At 67.5% G+C, this 18047-nt stretch carries 17 protein-coding genes and 1 pseudogene; 12 read left to right on the forward strand and 6 right to left on the reverse strand.

Annotation, left to right across the window (positions count from 1 at the left end; all coding sequences use genetic code 11):
* Positions 1-52: 52 nt before the first annotated feature.
* Positions 53-649, forward strand: a pseudogene (locus MF6396_RS29480) (methyl-accepting chemotaxis protein); the annotation flags it as partial.
* A gap of 215 nt (positions 650-864) precedes the next feature.
* Here MF6396_RS29480 and MF6396_RS15405 read toward each other — a convergent pair.
* The 6 genes from MF6396_RS15405 to MF6396_RS15435 all read right to left on the reverse strand — a co-directional run bounded on the left by MF6396_RS15405 (position 865) and on the right by MF6396_RS15435 (position 7959).
* The gene (locus tag MF6396_RS15405; RefSeq protein WP_078480803.1) at positions 865-2145 is read right to left on the reverse strand and encodes an OprD family porin; all 1281 of its coding nucleotides are present in this window, start codon (positions 2143-2145) and stop codon (positions 865-867) included.
* 32 nt (positions 2146-2177) lie between these two features.
* On the reverse strand, positions 2178-3314 hold the full coding sequence (locus MF6396_RS15410; RefSeq protein ID WP_043861069.1) for an ABC transporter substrate-binding protein: 1137 nt from the start codon (positions 3312-3314) through the stop codon (positions 2178-2180).
* Positions 3315-3362: 48 nt separating this feature from the next.
* Positions 3363-4121, reverse strand: a complete 759-nt coding sequence (locus MF6396_RS15415; RefSeq protein ID WP_229589366.1) for an ABC transporter ATP-binding protein — start codon at positions 4119-4121, stop codon at positions 3363-3365.
* A gap of 5 nt (positions 4122-4126) precedes the next feature.
* Positions 4127-5893 carry a branched-chain amino acid ABC transporter ATP-binding protein/permease gene (locus tag MF6396_RS15420; protein ID WP_078480804.1) on the reverse strand — a complete coding sequence of 589 codons (1767 nt, stop codon included), beginning with the start codon at positions 5891-5893 and terminating at the stop codon, positions 4127-4129.
* Complete coding sequence (locus tag MF6396_RS15425) at positions 5893-6930, reverse strand: branched-chain amino acid ABC transporter permease (RefSeq protein ID WP_043861071.1); 1038 nt, start codon at positions 6928-6930, stop codon at positions 5893-5895. The genes MF6396_RS15420 and MF6396_RS15425 overlap by 1 nt, the downstream gene beginning before the upstream one ends.
* 447 nt (positions 6931-7377) lie before the next feature.
* On the reverse strand, positions 7378-7959 hold the full coding sequence (locus tag MF6396_RS15435; RefSeq protein ID WP_043861072.1) for a TetR/AcrR family transcriptional regulator: 582 nt from the start codon (positions 7957-7959) through the stop codon (positions 7378-7380).
* Between the two features lie 294 nt (positions 7960-8253).
* Between MF6396_RS15435 and MF6396_RS15440 the strand changes: the two genes are divergently transcribed.
* The 11 genes from MF6396_RS15440 (at position 8254) to MF6396_RS15490 (ending at position 18046) form a co-directional block, all read left to right on the forward strand.
* Complete coding sequence (locus tag MF6396_RS15440) at positions 8254-9069, forward strand: alpha/beta fold hydrolase (RefSeq protein ID WP_054916107.1); 816 nt, start codon at positions 8254-8256, stop codon at positions 9067-9069.
* Positions 9070-9075: 6 nt separating this feature from the next.
* Entirely contained in the window at positions 9076-9372 is a 297-nt protein-coding gene (locus tag MF6396_RS15445) for an extradiol ring-cleavage dioxygenase (RefSeq protein ID WP_078480808.1), read from the forward strand.
* A 4-nt stretch (positions 9373-9376) separates the two neighbouring features.
* Positions 9377-10228, forward strand: coding sequence for a protocatechuate 3,4-dioxygenase (locus MF6396_RS15450; RefSeq protein WP_078480809.1), 852 nt, complete (start codon positions 9377-9379; stop codon positions 10226-10228).
* Entirely contained in the window at positions 10225-10578 is a 354-nt protein-coding gene (locus MF6396_RS15455; protein WP_043861076.1) for a non-heme iron oxygenase ferredoxin subunit, read from the forward strand. Before MF6396_RS15450 ends, MF6396_RS15455 begins: the two co-directional genes overlap by 4 nt.
* A 38-nt stretch (positions 10579-10616) precedes the next feature.
* Positions 10617-11966, forward strand: a complete 1350-nt coding sequence (locus MF6396_RS15460) for an SRPBCC family protein (protein WP_043861077.1) — start codon at positions 10617-10619, stop codon at positions 11964-11966.
* A 9-nt stretch (positions 11967-11975) separates the two neighbouring features.
* A complete protein-coding gene (locus MF6396_RS15465) occupies positions 11976-12506 on the forward strand; it encodes a 3-phenylpropionate/cinnamic acid dioxygenase subunit beta (RefSeq protein WP_078480810.1) in 531 nt (176 codons plus the stop codon).
* A gap of 10 nt (positions 12507-12516) precedes the next feature.
* On the forward strand, positions 12517-13329 hold the full coding sequence (gene hcaB / locus MF6396_RS15470) for a 3-(cis-5,6-dihydroxycyclohexa-1,3-dien-1-yl)propanoate dehydrogenase (RefSeq protein ID WP_043861079.1): 813 nt from the start codon (positions 12517-12519) through the stop codon (positions 13327-13329).
* Positions 13330-13360: 31 nt separating this feature from the next.
* Positions 13361-14332, forward strand: coding sequence for an NAD(P)H-dependent flavin oxidoreductase (locus tag MF6396_RS15475; protein WP_043861080.1), 972 nt, complete (start codon positions 13361-13363; stop codon positions 14330-14332).
* 29 nt (positions 14333-14361) lie between these two features.
* Complete coding sequence (locus MF6396_RS15480; RefSeq protein ID WP_078480812.1) at positions 14362-15144, forward strand: 2-keto-4-pentenoate hydratase; 783 nt, start codon at positions 14362-14364, stop codon at positions 15142-15144.
* A gap of 104 nt (positions 15145-15248) precedes the next feature.
* The gene (locus tag MF6396_RS15485) at positions 15249-17108 is read left to right on the forward strand and encodes a feruloyl-CoA synthase (protein ID WP_078480814.1); all 1860 of its coding nucleotides are present in this window, start codon (positions 15249-15251) and stop codon (positions 17106-17108) included.
* A complete protein-coding gene (locus MF6396_RS15490) occupies positions 17105-18046 on the forward strand; it encodes an acetaldehyde dehydrogenase (acetylating) (protein WP_043859792.1) in 942 nt (313 codons plus the stop codon). The genes MF6396_RS15485 and MF6396_RS15490 overlap by 4 nt, the downstream gene beginning before the upstream one ends.
* Position 18047 lies beyond the last annotated feature (1 nt).

Raw genomic sequence — 18047 nt, forward strand, 5'->3', positions numbered from 1 at the left:
CGATGCCGAGCAACAGGCCACGGCCGGCAGCGCCACGGTGCGCGATGCCGGTGAGGCGATTGGTGCGCTGGCCGAGGCGCGGGAGCACAGCCGCAGCGTGGTCGACCAACTGGCCACCGACTCGGGCAGTGTCGGGCGCGTGCTGGACGTGATCACCGCGATTGCCGAGCAGACCAACCTGCTGGCGTTGAATGCTGCCATCGAGGCGGCGCGTGCAGGTGAGCACGGGCGTGGCTTTGCGGTGGTGGCGGACGAGGTGCGCACGTTGGCGCGGCGTACGCAGCAGTCGACGCTGGAGATCCAGCAGAGCATCAACCGCGTGCAGGCCGGTGCCAGCCAGGCGGCGGCGCAGATCGGCGCCAACGTCGAGTCGGCGCAGCAGCCGGTGGCCGCCTCGGCGCGGGCCGGGCAGGCGCTGGCGTTGATCGATGCGTCGGCGTCCACGGTGAGCCAGATGACCTTGCAGATTGCCAGTGCGGCGGAGCAGCAGGCGGCCACGGCAGACGGTATCAACCGCAGCGTCACGCGCATCCACGACGCCTCGACGGTGAGCGCGCGCACCATCGAGCAGACGCGCCAGTCGTGTGCTGAGCTGAGGGCGTTGGCGCAGCAGCTGGAGGAGCAGGTGGGGCAGGTGGTTACGGGGTAGGGCGCGGCAACGGACGTGTAGGAGCGGGCCTTGCCCCGCGAACTGGTGCGAAGCACCAGCAGGACCGGCATAGGCGGCCTGACTGCCCCGCGAGCGCAGCGCGCCCGTTCGCCGGCAAGGCCGGCTCCTACAGGTACCGCGGTGATTCGACGCTGCCAACGCAAAACGCCCCGGCAAGCCGGGGCGTTTGTTCATCTACACACGATGCCAGCGCGTTACCAAAGCGCCACGGTGTAATCCACGTTCACCCGCAGCTCGTTGTCATCCCTGAACGCCGCAGTCGAGGCAAAGTCATTGCGGTACCACGCATGGCGCAACCGCAATGCAACGTTCTTGAACGTGCCACTCTGCACCACGTACGACAACTCGATGTCCTTCTCGCTCTCGCTGCGCCCGCTGCCGCCCAGCGCATTCGGCAATTCGATGCGGCTGCCGTCCAGGTAACGCAGCATGCCCTTGAGCCCCGGTACGCCCAGGGCGACGAAGTCGTAGTCATAGCGCACCTGCCAGGTACGCTCCTTGGGGTTGAGGAACTCGCTGCTCAATGCGCCCTCGCTCACCACCATCGGCTCGGACCCGGCGATGTACGGCATCGCCGTATCGCCGCTCAATTGCATGTAGCCCAGCCCCAGGCTGTGTGCGCCCAGGCTGTAGGTGCTCATCACGCCAAAGGTGCGGTTGTCGACCTTGCCGGCCCTGGCCGGGCCGTCCTCGCCGCTGATGTGGTAACGCACATCGGTCTTCAGGCGCCCGTTCGCCACCGCACGGTTGTCGACGAAGCCGACGTAGTCCTGGCGATAGATGTCCTCCAGCTGCGCATGGTAGTACTTGAGCACCAGCTGCTCGGACCACTGATAGTCGCCGCCGCCATAGGTGAAGCTGTCCGACTCGGCCGCACCATTGAAGCGCCGGTTGGGCGCGGCGACGGTGATCTTCTGGTAGTTGGTGGAATCGCGCTGGTTCATGCGGTCCAGGCGCCCGCCGCTGAGGGTCAGGTTGTCGATGTCCTGGGACTTGAACTGCACCCCGCGAAAGGTCTGCGGCAGCAGGCGCGTGGGGCTGGCGAACAGGATCGGCGAAAACGGTGCCAGGGTGCCGGCCTGCAGTTCGGTCCTGGAGACCTTGACCTTGCCGGTCAGGCCCAGCTCCGAATAATCGTCGCGCGGGTCGCGGTCCCTGGGGTCGAACGGCAGCAGCCCGGTGCCGGTGCGCGAGGGGCTGGAGTCCAGTTTCAGGCCCAGCATGGCCTGGGCATCCAGGCCGAAGCCGACGGTGCCCGGGGTGTAGCCGGAAGTGAAGCGCAGGATGAAGCCCTGGGCCCATTCGCGCGTCGCCGACTGCGCCGATTCGCCCTTGTAGTCACGGTCGAAGTAGTAGTTGCGCGCGGTCAGGGTGGCCTTGCTGTCTTCGATGAAACCCTGGGCCAGCAGTGCCGGGCTGAGCCCGCACAGGGTGCCGAGGGCGAGGGTGGTGTTGACCCGTTTCAGAGTGCTCATGGATCTGCCTTTTTTATTATTGTTGTGGGGGTTTATTCAGGGGCATGCAGCAGGACCCATTGCTGGTCCTGCACGCTCACCAGTGCACGCGCGCGCTGGTCATGGCCGAAATGGTCGGTGGCGCTGAGGTTGTACACGCCATGGGTGCCGACCACGTCGCGGGTCTGCTCCAGCTGGTCGCGCAGTTGCTGGCGAAATTGCGCGGTGCCGGGCTCGGCACCCTTGAGCGCCGCCGGGGTGGCCGCCTGCACCAGCAGCATGGCGTCGTACAGGTAGGCGCCGAACGGCGACAGGCTGTTGTCGCCGTACTTGGCCTGGTAGTCCTGCGCGTACTGGCTGGCGATGGCCTTGGAGGGGTGGCTGGCGGGCAGCTTGTCCCACACCACCACCGGGCCCACCGGCAGTATCGCACCGTTGAGCGCCTTGTCGCCGATGCGCAGGAACGCGCTGTTGGCCGCGCCGTGGGTGTGGTACACGGTGCCCTTGTAGCCCAGCCGGCGCAGCTCGGTATGCGGCAGTGCCGCCGGGGTGCCGGTGGCGCCGATCAGCACCGCGTCGGGCTTGCTGCTCATCACCTTCAGCGCCTGGCCGCTGACCGACGAGTCGGTGCGGTTGAAGCGCTCGTCGCGCACCAGCGTGATGCCTGCCGCCGGCGCCATTTCGCTGAGCACCTTGTGCCAGTCTTCGCCCCACACATCGTTGTAGCCGATGTAGGCGAGGGTCTTCACACCGTTCTGCTGCATGTGCTCGATCAGCGCCTGGGCCATCAGGGTGTTGGTCTGGGCGATGGTGAAGATCCAGCTCTGCTCGCCGCTGGCGGGGCTGAACGGTGCCAGGGCGATCTGTGCGGTCTGGCTCTCCTTGGCGATCTGCGCGACTGCTGCCGAGGTGGGCACGGTGGTCGAGCCGATCAGCAGGTCGACCTTGTGCTCGCTGACCAGCTTGCGCGCGTTCTTGGCCGCGGCGGTACTGTCGCTGGCATCGTCCAGTACCACGTATTTGACGGCCTGCCCGGCAATCTCCCTGGGCAGCAGCGCCACGGTATTGCGCTCGGGGATGCCCAGCGAGGCCCCCGGGCCGGTGGTGGAGAGAATCACGCCGACGGTCATGTCGGCCTGTGCAGCGGTCGACAGCGTGGCCAGCAACAGCAAGGGAAGAATAGGTTTCATGCAAGCTCCTGATATTGTTTTTATGGGTGTGGCAAGTGCTGCGGGGCGCTACGTGCCGGTAGCGCTGATCACCTCCGTGGTGGCGGTGGGCGCGGGTGCGCGGCCCAGGTAGCTTTCGACCACCCGGGGGTTGCTGGCCAACGCCTGGGCGTCGCCTTCAAGCACGATCTCGCCGACCTCCAGCACGTAGCCGTAGTCGGAAATCTTCAGCGCAGCGCGGGCGTTCTGTTCCACCAGCAGGATCGACACGCCGCTCTGGCGCAGGGTGTCGAAGATGGTGAAGATCTCGCCGATCACCCGCGGCGCCAGGCCCAGGCTCGGTTCGTCGAGCATCAGCAGGCGCGGTTTGGCCATCAGCGCGCGGCCGATGGCGAGCATCTGGCGCTCGCCGCCCGACAGCGTGCAGGCGGCCTGCTGGCGCCGTTCGAGCAGGCGCGGGAACAGCCCGAACACCTCGTCGAGGGTCTGCTGATGGTCGCGAAAACCGCGCCGGTGGCGGCTGAAGGCGCCCAGGCGCAGGTTGTCCTCCACGCTCATCAGGCCGAACAGCTCGCGGCTCTCGGGCACCAGCACCATGCCTTGGTCGATGCGCTGGGCCACGTCGTGGTGGCCCAGCAACGCCTGGCCGGCGTAGGTCACCTGGCCCTGGCAGGGCAGCAGGCCGATCAGCGCCGCCATCAGGGTGGTCTTGCCGGCGCCATTTGGGCCGATCAGGCTGACGATCTGGCCTTCTTCCAGGTGCAGGTCGAGGTTGCGTACCGCCTCGACCTTGCCGTGGTTGATCGACAGGTTGCGCACATCCAGCAGGCGACTCATTCGACACCTCCGAGGTAGGCGGCCAGCACCGCAGGGTTCTGCTGGATCTGCAGCGGGGTGCCGCTGGCCAGGGGCTGGCCGAATTCCATCACCACGATGTGGTCGGCCAGGCCCATCACGAACTCCATGTCGTGCTCCACCAGCAGCACGCCCAGGCCCTCGCCACGCAACTGCTCGAGCAGTTGCGCCAGCGCCTGTTTCTCACCATGGCGCAGGCCGGCGGCGGGTTCGTCGAGCAGCAACAGCAACGGGTCGCTGCACAGCGCGCGGGCGATCTCGACGATGCGCTGCTGGCCCAGCGGCAGGCTGCCGGCCGGGGTGTGCAGGTATTCGCCCAGGCCCACCCGCTGGATCTGACGCGTGGCCTCGGCGAGCAGGGCGGCTTCTTCCTTGCGTTCCAGGTGCAGCATCGAGCGCAGCAGCCCGGCCTTGCCCCGGGCATGGGCGCCGAGGGCGACGTTCTCCAGCACGCTCATCTCGCCCAGCAGGCGCACGTGCTGGAAGGTGCGGCTCACGCCCAGGTGGGCAATGGCGCGCGGCGACAGGCCTTCGATGCGCTGGCCGTTGAAGGTGATCTGCCCGGCATTGGGCGTCAGCACCCCCGACAGCAGGTTGAACAGGGTCGACTTGCCGGCGCCGTTGGGGCCGATCAGCGCGGTCACCTCGGCGGCATTCACCGACAGGCCCATGTTCTTGTTGGCCACCAGCCCGCCGAACTGCTTGAGCAGCCCCTGGGCCACCATCAGCGGCTTGCCGGCCGCCGGCATACTGCGCCGGGGCAGGGCCGGCGCGTCATCCAGCGCCAGGGTGCGCGGGCGGCTGGCCGGCAGCACGCTGCGCAACACCGGCAGCAGGCCGCCGCGGGCGTACTGCAGCACCAGGATCACCAGCACGCCGAAGAAGATCATCTCGACGTTGTCGGCATGCCCGAACAGCTGCGGCAGCACGTCCTGCAGCACCTGCTTGATCAGGGTCAGCAACGCTGCGCCCAGCAGCGCGCCCCACAGGCTGGCGACGCCGCCCAGCACGATCATGAACAGGTACTCGATGCCCATCACCACCGAGAACGGCGTGGGGTTGACCACCCGCTGCAGGTGCGCGTACAGCCAGCCCGACAGGGCCGCGAGCAGGGCGGCGATGATGAACACCTGCAGGCGGCTGCGTGCGGTATCGATGCCCATCGCCTCGGCCATCCCGGCCGATTCCTTGAGGGTGCGGATGGCACGGCCCTGGCGGCTGTGCAGCAGGTTGTCGAGCAGCCACAGGCTGGCCGCCAGCAACAACCCGATCAGCACGGCGAAATCGGCCGAGCCGCTGATCTGCCAGCCCAGCAGCTCGAGGTTCGGCAGGTTCTGCAGGCCGCCGAAGCCGCCCAGGCCCGGCAGGTTGCCGAACAGGTAGAACAGCGCCAGGCCCCAGGCCAGGGTGCCGATGGGCAGGTAGTGCCCGGCCAGGCGCAGGGTCAGCAGGCCCAGGCTGGTGGCCACCACCAGGGTGATCGCCAGCCCCGCCAGCAGGCCCAGCCACGGCGACAGGCCGTACTGGGTGGTGAGCACCGCGCTGGCGTAGGCGCCAATGCCCACGAATGCGGCCTGGCCGAACGAGGTCATGCCGCCGATGCCGGTCAGCAGCACCAGGCCCAGGGCCACCAGGCTGTACAGGCCGATGTAGTTGAGCAGGGTCACGTGAAACGCGGGCAGCACCAGCGGCGCCAGGCCCGCCACCAGCAGCAGGGCCAACAGGGGGATCAGTCGCAGGGCCATCAGTGTTGCTCCTCCAGATGCGGGTTTTTCAGCGACAGCCACAGCAGCACCGGGATCACCACGGTGAACACGATGACCTCCTTGTAGGCCGAGGCGCCGAAGTTGGCGAAGCTCTCCAGCACGCCGACGAAAAACGCACTGGCCGCGGCTATCGGGTAACTGGCCAGGCCGCCGAAGATCGCCGCCACAAAGCCCTTGAGGCTGATCAGAAAGCCCGAGTCGTAATACAGCGTGGTCAGCGGGCCGATCAGTACCCCGGAGATCGCGCCGATCAGCGCGGCCAGGCCGAACGCGGCCTTGCCGGCCAACTGGGTGGGGATGCCCACCAGCTGCGCGCCGGTACGGTTGAGCGCAGTGGCACGCAGCGCCTTGCCGTACAGGCTGTGGCCGAAGAAGGCATACAGCAGGCCGATCAGCAGCAGCGCGCTGCCGATCACCAGCAGGCTCTGCAGGCCCACCGGCAGCTCGCCGAGCATGAACACCGACTCGGCCAGGGCTTCGGTGCGCACGCCCTCGGCGCCGAACATCAGCAGGCTCACGCCCACCAGCGCGATATGCACCGCCACCGACACGATCAACAGCAACAGCACCGAGGTCTCGGCCACCCGCTGGTACACCAGGCGGTACAGCAACGGCCCCAGCGGCGTGACCAGGGCCAGGGTCAGCAGAATCTGCAGCAGCGCCGGCAGGCTCGCCAGGTCGAGGTTGCCCAGCACCGCCCACAACAGCAGCGGCAGGCTCAGGTAGCGCGCCAGCAGGCCCGGCAGCCGGCGCCATTGACGGCGCCGTGCGGCGTCGGTGCAGTCCAGTGCGCAGGCGGCCAGCGAGCAGCCCAGCAGCAGCCACACGGTGCCGGGCATCAGGCCCAGCTGCAGGGTGGCCAGGGTCAGGGCGCTGTAGGTGACGAAGTCGCCCTGGCACACCAGGATGGTGCGCGTCACCGAGAACACCAGCACCAGGGCCAGCGCCACCAGTGCGTAGATCGCGCCCGTGGTCAGGCCGTCCTGGGCAAGAAACGCCAGTATCGAGAAATCCATGGGCAGGCCTCAGCGAGCAGTGGGCAAGGGGGAGGTGGGGTGCCGGCCGCAGAGGGCGGTCGGCGTCGGTGCGGCGGTGCCGTACCGGGGGCGTGACGGGTCGGGCGCGCAGGGCGGGACCCGGCGAGAGCGTGCAGGCGCGTGCATAGTGAAGTACTCGTTTTCTATTCTTATTGTGGTGCGCCCCTGCCCGGGGCAGGGCAACATGCAAGGCGTTTAAATACACATGTGCATGTGTATGTATAGACTACGCGGGAAGGTGGGCGGCTTGTCAACAGGCGCCGCAGCGGCGCGCCTGCATTCGCCGATTTATTCGATTATCTATTTGAATTTATTGAATAAATATTTTTCAAGACGAGCGTTCCAATACCCGCTGGATGGCGGGTATTGGATATACAAAGATACATTTGTGTATTTGCAATGTGCCGAGCGGGTCGGCACAGGCGCTCAGGCCGGGGCGTGGCTGCACGCGGGGAGGAGGATGCCGGCCATGCGCTGGCTGCGCGCCAGGCGTTGTTGCGGGGTGTCTTCGCTGTGCAGCAGCGACAGGCTGATCTGGTAGGCGTAGATCAGGTAGGCGCGGTCCTGGGCTTCGTCGCTGGGCACGCCGGCCTGAATCAGCAGCCCCTCGATGTAGTTCAGGCGATGGCTGTCCACCTCGTCGATGGCCTGGCGCGCCTGCTTGTCGCGCCGCGCCCAGCCGCGGATGCCCAGTTCGATCGAGGCGGCGTCCTTGGCGGTCTGGCCGTGGGAAGGCAGCTCCAGCAGGCGCTGCAACTGCTGCAGCGGCGAGCTGTGGGCCGTGCGCAGGTTGAGGATCACATCCTCGGTGGCGCGTGCGCGCCAGTTGCCCAGGATGCCTTCGAGCAGTTCGCCGCGGCTTTTGAAGTGGTAGTAGAAACTGCCACGGGTGATCTTCAGTTCCTTGGCCAGGGTGTCGACGCGCACGGCGTCGACGCCGCTGGTGACAAGCACTTCCTGTGCCGCATGAATCCAATCTTCCCGCGTGAGGTTGGTGCGTGATGACATTGTGTAGGGCCTTGTCCAACAAGCTGGATAAGCGCCAGGGCAGCGCAGGGTTCGACGCTTGGCCTTGGCAGCAAACCGTCATTCTAACGCCCGCCGCAACGGCGAAGCTATTGCCGGCATTGGCCACAAGGCCAGTGCCGGGTGTCCGCATCCTGCCATACATGACAGTACATAGGTGTAGGTACGGCTGCTCATTATTTGAAAATAGTCATGTTTTTTCATTGACTCAGGTCAAAACGGTAAATAGCATGCAGATACACAACTGTATGTTAAGAATAAAAACCGGAGGCCGACATGAGCGCAACTGCAAAGACTCTGCTCGCAGCAGGGCACCACACCCACTACCACGAGGCCGGCCAGGGCGAGCCGCTGTTCCTGCTGCACGGCTCGGGCCCGGGTGTTTCGGGTTGGGCCAACTGGGCCGCCAGCGTGCCGGTGTTCGCCGACCGCTGGCGGGTGATCGTGCCGGACATCGCCGGCTTCGGTTTCACCGAGTTCAAGGATGACGCCCGGTACGACATCAAGCTGTGGGTCAGCCACCTGATCGGCATCATGGATGCCCTGGATATCCAGAAGGCCTCCTTCATCGGCAACTCGTTCGGCGGCGCCCTGGCCATCGGCCTGGCGGTGTTCGCCCCCGAGCGCGTCAACAAGCTGGTGCTGCTCGGCACCCCGGCCGGCGAGTTCGTGCAGACCCCCGGCCTGCGCGGCGCCTGGGAATACGAGCCGTCGCTGGCCAACATGCGCCAGCTGATGGAGCTGTTCCCCTACGACAAGGCGCTGATCACCGACGCCATGGTGCAGGCCCGCTACGAGGCCAGTGCCCGGCCCGGTGCCCAGGCCGCCTTGCGCAAGCTGATCCCGCAGCCCGCCGCCGAAGGCCAGACGATGGTCAAGGGCTTCCCCGCCGCCGCGCTGGCCAAGATCGTGGCGCCGACGCTGGTGGTACACGGTCGCGAAGACCGTGTGGTGCCGCCGGAGTGCGGGCTGCTGATCGCCAACAGCATTGCCGACGCCGACCTGCACCTGTTCGGGCGCTGCGGTCACTGGGTCCAGAGCGAGCAGCCACGGCGCTTTGCCGCGCTGGTTCGCGACTTTCTCGGCGAGTAGTCCGGCATGAGCAGAAACGTGATGGAGCGGGTGCTGTGGCAGCTGTGCGTGGAGCGCGCGGCCAAGCAGCGCTTTCGTGAAGACGCCGCAGGCTTCGTGCAGCGCTTTGCCCTGGCCCCCGACGAGGCGCAGATGATCCTCGACTTCGACGTGGCCGGCCTGCAGGCGGCCGGGGTCAACCCGATGCTGACCATGGGCTTCTGGCAGGAGCTTTCGCCGCAACGCAGCATGCGCGTCTACAAGCAGCGCCTGGGCTGTACCGATGAACAAGGCGCGGGGTTTTGTGCCGCGCTCAAGGGGTGAACCGATGGGCAAGATAGTGGGCGGCTTCTGGATGCCGCATGACCCGGTGATGTTCGTGGCGCCCGATGCGCCACCGGCCGCACAACGCGATGCCGTATGGGGCGCCTATGCCCAATGCGCCGAGCGCCTGGCTGCCTTGCAGCCCACGGCGGTGATCATCGTCGGCTGCGATCACTACATCCTGTTCGGCCCCCATTGCCTGCCGCGCTACGTGATCGGCACCGGCGACGTGGACGGCCCCATCGACCGCCTGCCAGGCCTGGACCGGGGCGTGGTGCGCAACCACCAGGCGCTGGCCGAGCACATCGTCCATCACGGTGAAGGGCAGGGCGTGGACTGGACCGTGGCGCGCAGCTTCACCGTCGACCATTCGTTCTCGATCCCGCACCAGCTGGTGGTCAAGCCGGCCGAGGCCCTGCTGGGCCGTGAGCTGCCGAGCATCCCGGTGTACCTGGCGTGCGGCGTCGACCCGTACATCTCGCTGGAGCGCTCGGCCGACCTGGGCCGGCAACTGCGCGCGGCAGTCGAGGCATTCGACGCCGACGAGCGCGTGGTGATCATCGGCAGCGGCGGCATCAGCCACTGGGTAGGCACCGTCGAGATGGGCCAGGTGGCCGAGGACTTCGACCGCGAAATCCTTGCCCACGCGGTCAACGGCGACCTGCAGGCACTGTGCGCCTACCGCGACGAAGACATCCTGCGTCGGGCCGGCAACGGCGCGATGGAAATCCGCAACTTCGCCTGCGCCATGGCCGCCCTGGAGCGTCCGCGCGGTGAAGTGATCGCCTATGAAGCCGTGCCCGCCTGGGTCACCGGCCTGGGCTTTGTGCAACTCAACAACGAGGAGCCGGCATGAGCCGCGTACTGCTTTGCCAGCGTGACGAGCTGGCGCCGGGCGAACTGAAGAAGGTCGCCAACGGCGATGGCGATGCCCTGTGCGTCTACAACCTGGGCGGCACCTTCTACGCCACCACCGACATGTGCACCCACGCCACCGCCTCGCTGGCCGAAGGCGACATGGAAGACGACCTGATCACCTGCCCGGTGCACTGGGGCCAGTTCCATATCCCCAGCGGCAAGGCCGTGACCTTCCCCTGCGAACGGCACCTGCGCACCTACAAGGTCATCGTCACCGACCGCGAGGTGTATGCCGACACGGCCCTGGAAGCCGACGAGGCGCTGGCCGACGCCGACAGCCCGGTCTGACCGGGCGCCGTCCAACCGCATACCTGTGAGTCTGAACCATGGATAACAACAAGCACATACCGCTCAGAACCCTCGAAAGCACGCCCGCCCTGGGCAACCTCGACCGCCTCTGCGACATGCAGGAGGGGCGCCTGTCGGGCAAAGTGTTCTGGGACGAGGCGATCTACGAGCAGGAGCTGGAGAAGATCTTCGCGCGCTGCTGGCTGTTCGTCGCCCACGAATCCCAGCTGCCCAGGTCCGGCGACTACCTGACCACCTCGATGGGTGAAGACGAAGTGCTGGTGGTACGCCAGAAGGACGCCTCGATCAAGGTGTTCCTCAATGCCTGCCCGCACCGCGGCAACAAGGTGTGCTTTGCCGAGGCCGGCAACGCCCGCGGCTTCATCTGCAACTACCACGGCTGGTCGTTCGGCGCCGATGGCGGGCGCCTGATGGGCATGCACGAATCCAAGTGCTACGAAGAAAGCCAGTTCGACAAGTCCAGGCATGGCCTGCGCGAAGCCCGCGTGGCCAGCTACAAGGGCCTGGTGTTCGCCACCTTTGCCAGCGATGCGCCGACCCTGGAGGAGTACCTCGGGCCGATGACCTGGTACATGGACGTGATGCTCGACATGGACGAGGGCGGCAGCGAGTTCCTGGGCGGCTGCATCCGCTCCACCATCGAGTGCAACTGGAAGATCGCCGCCGAAAACTTCGTCGGCGACATCCTGCACGGCGGCTGGACCCACGACTCGGCGGCCAAGGCCATGCTCGGCGGCCCGGTGGCCAATGTCGGCGAACTGCCCGAATCCTACTCGGTGAACTGGAACGGCCACGGCTACGAGTTCGCCACCGACGTGGTCGGCAACGCCGCCACCCTGGGCGAAAAGGACATCAACAAGTACCTGCATGTGCTGCGCCCCAAGGTCGCCGAGCGCCTGGGCGAGTTCCGCTCGAAGCTGATCGGCGCGATCTCCTCGTTCACCGTGTTCCCCAACTTCTCGTTCCTGCCGGGGCAGAACACCGTGCGCATCTGGCAGCCGCGTGGCCCGCACAAGATCGAGCTGTTCACCTGGGTCATCGTCAACAAGAACGCCCCGCAGGACATCAAGGACAAATGGCGCCGTGGCGCGATGATGACCTTCTCGCCCACCGGCGTGTTCGAGATGGACGACGGCGAGAACTGGGAATACTGCACCAAGACCAGCCGGGGCGTGGTCACGCGCTACCAGGACCTGTACGTGGGCCTGGGCATGCACACCCGCCTGGACGACAGCGAGCTGCCGGGCAACGTGTTCAAGGGCCAGCTCAACGAATGCAACGCGCGGGCGTTCTACCAGCGCTGGAAAGACCTGCTGCAGGCACCGACCTGGGCCGACGTACCAGACCGCAACGGCACGCTGCGCTGAGGGGGCGAGATGACACACCAACTGCAGGACACCCCGGTGTCCATCGACGAGGCCCGCCGGGTCGAACAGTTTCTGCTGCGCGAGGCGCGCCTGCTCGACAACGAGTGCTGGGACCAATGGCTGCTGAGCCTGAGCGAAGCCATCCACTACTGGATGCCCGGCATCGAGAACCGTCGCCGCGAAGACAAGTCCGGGCCCTACCGCCTAGAGCACATGGCCTTCTTCGATGACGGCATGCGCGAGCTCAGGCGCCGCGTGGCGCGCTTCAAGCAGCCCTCGGCCTGGGCCGAGAACCCGCCCACGCGCAACGTGCACCTGGTCAGCAACATCGAGGTGTACGCCGGCGCCGAGCCGGGCGAGTACCTGGCGTACTCGTGCTTCGTCAACGTGCGCAGCCGCGGCCTGGACGAACACGCCCAGCTGGCCGGGCGGCGCGAGGACGTGCTGCGCCTGGAGGCCGAGGGCCTCAAGCTGCTCAAGCGCAAGATTCTGATCCCCAACGCGATGTTGCTGTGCAAGAACATCAACACGTTCCTATGAGGGCCTGCACATGGCTTGGTTGAAAGGGCAGGTGGCACTGGTCACCGGCGGTACCGGCGGCATCGGCAGCGCCATCGTGCGCCGCTACGTGGCCGAAGGCGCCAGGGTCGCGGTAATGGGCCGCGACGCGGCGCAACTGGCGGCGCTGGCTGCCGAGCTGGGCGATGCGGTGATCACCGTGCAGGGCGACGTGGCGCGCTATCAGGATAACCAGCGCGCCGTGGCCGCCACCCTGGAGGCGTTCGGCAGGCTCGACACCTTCGTCGGCAACGCCGCGGTGTTCGACTATTTCACCCGCCTGGACCGCATCGCCCCGCCGGATTTCGAGGGTGCGTTCCAGAAACTCTTCGCCACCAACGTGCAGGGCTACCTGCTCGGCGCGCAGGCGTCGATCGAGGCGCTGCGCCAAACCCGTGGCAGCATGATCTTTACCTTGTCCAACAGTGCCTTTTATGCCGGCGGTGGTGGCATTCTGTACGTCACCGCCAAGCATGCGCTGGTGGGCATGATCCGCCAGCTGGCCTACGAGCTGGCGCCGGACATCCGGGTCAACGGCGTGGCGCCGGGGGCGACCAACACGCCGATGAAAAGCCTGGATGGCCTGAACAGCCGCAGCGTACCGCTCAACCAGATCCCCGGGTTCGAGGCCGGTGCCGCGCAGGCTGTGCCCCTGCAACGGATTGCCGAGCCCGAGGACCACACCGGGCACTACGTGCTGCTGGCCTCGCGCGAGAATGCCGGGTTGACCACCGCCAACATCATCCACAGCGATGGCGGCTGGGAGATTCGCAGCGCCGGCCCCACGCGGTCGCGCAAGGCCTGAGCCTTGATAACCAGAACAAGAGAGATGCGTGATGACAACAACAAGCCTGAGTGCACCGCAACAGCAACTCCTGAACCTGTTCGCCGGGCTCGACCTGCCGGTGCTGGCCGCGCCGATGTTCCTGGTGTCGGGCCCGCGCCTGCTCGCCGCCAGCTGCCAGGCCGGCATCGTCGGCAGCCTGCCGGCGCCCAATGCGCGCACCGTCGAGCAACTGCAGCAATGGCTGGAACAGATCGTCGGCGAGCGTGACGCCGCGCAGCAGCGTGGCGAACAGTGGGCGCCGTGGATGCTCAACATGATCGTGCACAGCACCTACGACCGCTTCGAGGCCGAGCTTGAACTGGTGCGCCGTTACCAGCCGCCGATCGTTTCCACCGCCCTGGGCAGCCCCAAGCGCGTGCTCGACACCGTGCACGCCTATGGCGGGGTGGTGATCGCCGACGTGATCAGCCCGGCCCTGGCACGCAAGGCCGTGGCCGCCGGCGTCGATGGCCTGGTGCTGGTGTGCAACGGCGCCGGCGGGCATACAGGCAACTACAACCCGTTCGCCTTCGTCGCCGAAGTGCGCGAGTTCTGGGACGGCCCGCTGGGCCTGGCCGGGGCGATCTCCAACGGGCGCGACATCCATGCCGCGCAGGTGCTGGGCTGCGACTTCTCGCTGGTGGGCACGCGCCTGATCGCCACCCACGAAAGCCTGGTCGAGGACGCCTACCGCGACATGCTGGTGGAGTGCTCGCTGGACCAGGTGACCACCACCAAGGCGGTCAGCGGTGTGCTGGCCAACTGGATGCAGCCGTCGCTGGACAAGGCCGGCATCGACCCTCGCAGCGAAACCCGCCCCAGCATCGACTTCTCCGGCGACATCGCCACCGCCAACAAGGCGTGGAAGCACGTGTGGTCGGCGGGGCAGGGCGTGGGCCAGATCACCCGCACCTGCAGCGTGGCCGAGCTGGTCGACGAACTGCACCAGGGCTATCGCCAGAGTCGGGCGCGCGCGTTGTAAGCCAACCGGACCCGTTCAGGAGCAACCCCATGACCCACCCCAACCTTCAGGCCGCCGCCGCAGCGCTGGCCCAGGCCCGCTCGACCCGCACCCCGTGCGGGCGCATTTCCGAGCGTTTCGACATCCAGTCGCTGCACGACGCCTACGCCGTGCAGGAACTCGCCACCCAGGCCGCGCTGGCCGCCGGCCGGCGCCTGAGCGGGCGCAAGGTCGGCCTCACCTCGCTGGCGGTGCAGCAGCAACTGGGCGTCGACCAGCCCGACTTCGGCATGCTGTTCGCCGACATGGAATGCCACGATGGCCAGGCCATCGACAGCACGCGGCTGATCCAGCCCAAGGCCGAGGGCGAGATCGCGTGCGTGCTGGGGCGCGACCTGCCCGACCCCGACACCACCCTGGGCGAGCTGCTGCGCGCGGTCGACCATGTGCTGCCGGCGCTGGAGATCGTCGACTCGGCCATCGAGGACTGGAAGATCACCCTGGTCGACACCGTGGCCGACAACGCCTCCTCGGGCCTCTACGTGCTGGGCAAGACCCCGGTCAGCCTGCACGGCCTGGACCTGGCTCTGGAAGGCATGCTGCTGGAGAAGAACGGTGCCCAGGCCGCCATCGGCGTGGGTGCCGCGTGCATGGGCAACCCGCTGGATGCCTGCCTGTGGCTGGCGCGCACCATGGCCCTGGCCGGGCGCCCGCTGCAGGCCGGTGACGTGCTGCTGTCCGGCGCGCTGGGGCCGATGGTGCCGGTGGCGGCGGGCGACAGCCTGCGCCTGCGCCTGACCCGCCTGGGCGAAGTGAGCTGTCGCTTCACCTGAGCCGTGCCGGCTTGAACCCGGCGGCCTGACCGACCGCCGGTACCTACAACAATAAAACCAGTGAGCAGCGGGCCGACGGCCTGCCGCGCTCACGAGGGCGTGCAATGTACGACTTCTTCAACGACCCCACCCAGCTGGCCCCCGCCCAGGTGCTGTACGAACCGCGTGCCGACGGCAGCTTCGTGCTCAGCTCGCCCGAGCCGCTGCAACCCTATGCGCGCTGCATCGGCCAGTGGCTGGAACACTGGGCCGTGCAGGCGCCGCAGCGTGCCTACCTGGCCGAACGGCGCGGCGCGGGCTGGTTCAGCCTGACCTACGAGCAGGTGCGCCAGCGCGTCGGCGCCCTGGCCCAGGGCCTGCTGGAACTGGACATCGCAGCCGGCCGGCCGCTGCTGATGCTCTCGGAAAACGACCTGGACCAGGCGCTGCTGACCCTGGCGGCGATGCACGTGGGCATCCCGGTGTCGACCATCTCGGTGGCCTACTCGCGCAATACCGGCAGCGGCTGCGCCAAGCTCAAGGCGATTGTCGAGGTGCTCAAGCCGGGGCTGATCTTCGTCAACGACGGCGATGCCTATGGCCGCGCCATCGCCCTGGTCGACCCGGACTGCCCGGTGGTGGCGGCGCGCAACGCCCAGGAAATCCCCGGTGCGCTGGCCCTGCCGCACCTGTACAAGGCCGAGACCCCGGCGGTGATGGCCGCCTTCGCGCGCCTGGATGGCGACACCCCGGCGCGCTACCTGATGACCTCCGGCTCCACCGGTGCGCCCAAGGCCGTGGTCAACACCCACGGCATGCTCTGCGCCAACCAGCAGGCGATTGCCCAGTGCTGGCGCTTTCTGGAGCAGGGCGAACTGATCGTGCTCGACTGGCTGCCCTGGAGCCACGTGTTCGGCGCCAACCACAACTTCAACCTGGTGCTGCGCAACGGCGGCACCCTGTACATCGACGACGGCCTGCCGGTGCCGGGGCAGATCGACCGCACGCTGGAGAACATCCGCTCGGTCAGGCCCACGCTGTTCTTCAACGTGCCGCGCGGCTACGAGATGCTGCTGCCGCACCTGGAGCGCGACCCGGCGCTGGCCCAGGCCCTGTTCGGGCGCCTGCGCATGCTGTTCTATGCCGCTGCCGCCCTGCCGCAAAGCAGCTGGAGCCGGCTGGTGGCGTGTGCCGGGAAGGTGCGCGACACGCCGCTGTTCTTCGCCACCGAATGGGGCTCCACCGAAACCTCGCCGGTGGTCACCAGCGTGCATTTTGCCGCCGACAAGGCCGGCATCATCGGCCTGCCGGTACCGGGCACCGAGCTCAAGTTCGTGCCGGCCGGCGACAAGCTGGAGATGCGCGTGCGCGGCCCCTCGGTGTTCCCGCGCTACCTGGGCGACCCGGCCAGCACCCTGGCGGCGTTCGATGAAGAGGGCTTCTACCGCATCGGCGACGCCGGGCGCCTGGTCGACCCGGCGCGCCCCGAGCTGGGCGTGCAGTTCGACGGCCGCGTGACCGAGGACTTCAAGCTCAGCAGCGGCACCTGGGTGTCGGTGGGCACGCTGCGCCCACGCCTGGTCAGCGCGCTGGCGCCGTATGCCAGCGACTGCGTGATCGGCGGGCATGACCGCGACATGATCGGCGCGCTGGTCTACCCGTCCCAGGCCCTGCGCGACCTGCTCGGCGCCGAGGGCCAGCACATGAGCGGTGCACAGCTGGCGCTGCAGCCCGAGGTGCGCCTGGCGCTGTGCGCGGGCCTGCAGGCACTGGCCCGGGAATACCCGGCCTCGTCCCAGCATGCCGTGCGCCTGGTGATCCTCGATTCGCCGCCCAGCCTCAACGACGGCGAGATCACCGACAAGGGCTACATCAACCAGCGCACCGCCTTGAGCCTGCGCGCCGAGGCCGTGCAGCGCCTGTACGCCGACAGCCTCGACCCGAGCGTCATCCTCCTCGCCGAAGTCTACGGAGAAGCCGTATGAACCCTGCAAAATTCAATGTCGCCATCATCGGCTCCGGCAATATCGGCACCGACCTGATGATCAAGCTGCTGCGCCACGGCAAGCACCTGAAAATGGCCGTGATGGTCGGCATCGACCCGGCCTCCGACGGCCTGGAACGCGCCCGCCGCCTGGGCGTGGCCACCACCCACGAAGGAGTCGAGGGCCTGGCGCGCATGCCCGAGTTCGCCGATATCGACTTCGTGTTCGATGCCACCTCGGCCGGCGCCCATGTACGCAACGACGCCTACCTGCGCGCACGCAAGCCCGGCATCCGCCTGATCGACCTGACCCCGGCAGCCATCGGCCCGTACTGCGTGCCGGTGGTGAACCTGGAGCAGAACCTGGCGCAGTTGAACGTCAACATGGTCACCTGCGGCGGCCAGGCGACCATCCCGATGGTGGCCGCGGTGTCGCGGGTGGCCAAGGTGCACTACGCCGAAATCGTCGCCTCGATTGCCAGCAAGTCCGCCGGCCCCGGCACCCGCGCCAACATCGACGAGTTCACCGAAACCACCTCCAAGGCCATCGAAGCCATCGGCGGTGCAGCCAGGGGCAAGGCGATCATCGTGATGAACCCGGCCGAGCCGCCGCTGATCATGCGCGACACCGTGTTCGTGCTCTCCGAAGCCTGCGAGCAGGCCCGCGTGCAGGCCTCCATCCACGAGATGGCCCAGGCGGTGCAGGCCTACGTGCCCGGCTACCGGCTCAAGCAGCAGGTGCAGTTCGAGGTGATCGAGCCCCAGGCGCCGCTGCTGATCCCGGGCCTGGGCCGCTTCAGCGGGCTCAAGACCTCGGTGTTTCTCGAAGTCGAAGGCGCCGCCCACTACCTGCCGGCCTACGCCGGCAATCTCGACATCATGACGTCCGCCGCGATGGCGACCGCCGAGCGCATGGCCCAGGCCATGGCGCACAACTGAG

It is taken from the genome of Pseudomonas sp. MF6396, from assembly GCF_002018915.1.
In the GTDB taxonomy this organism is placed as follows: domain Bacteria; phylum Pseudomonadota; class Gammaproteobacteria; order Pseudomonadales; family Pseudomonadaceae; genus Aquipseudomonas; species Aquipseudomonas palmensis.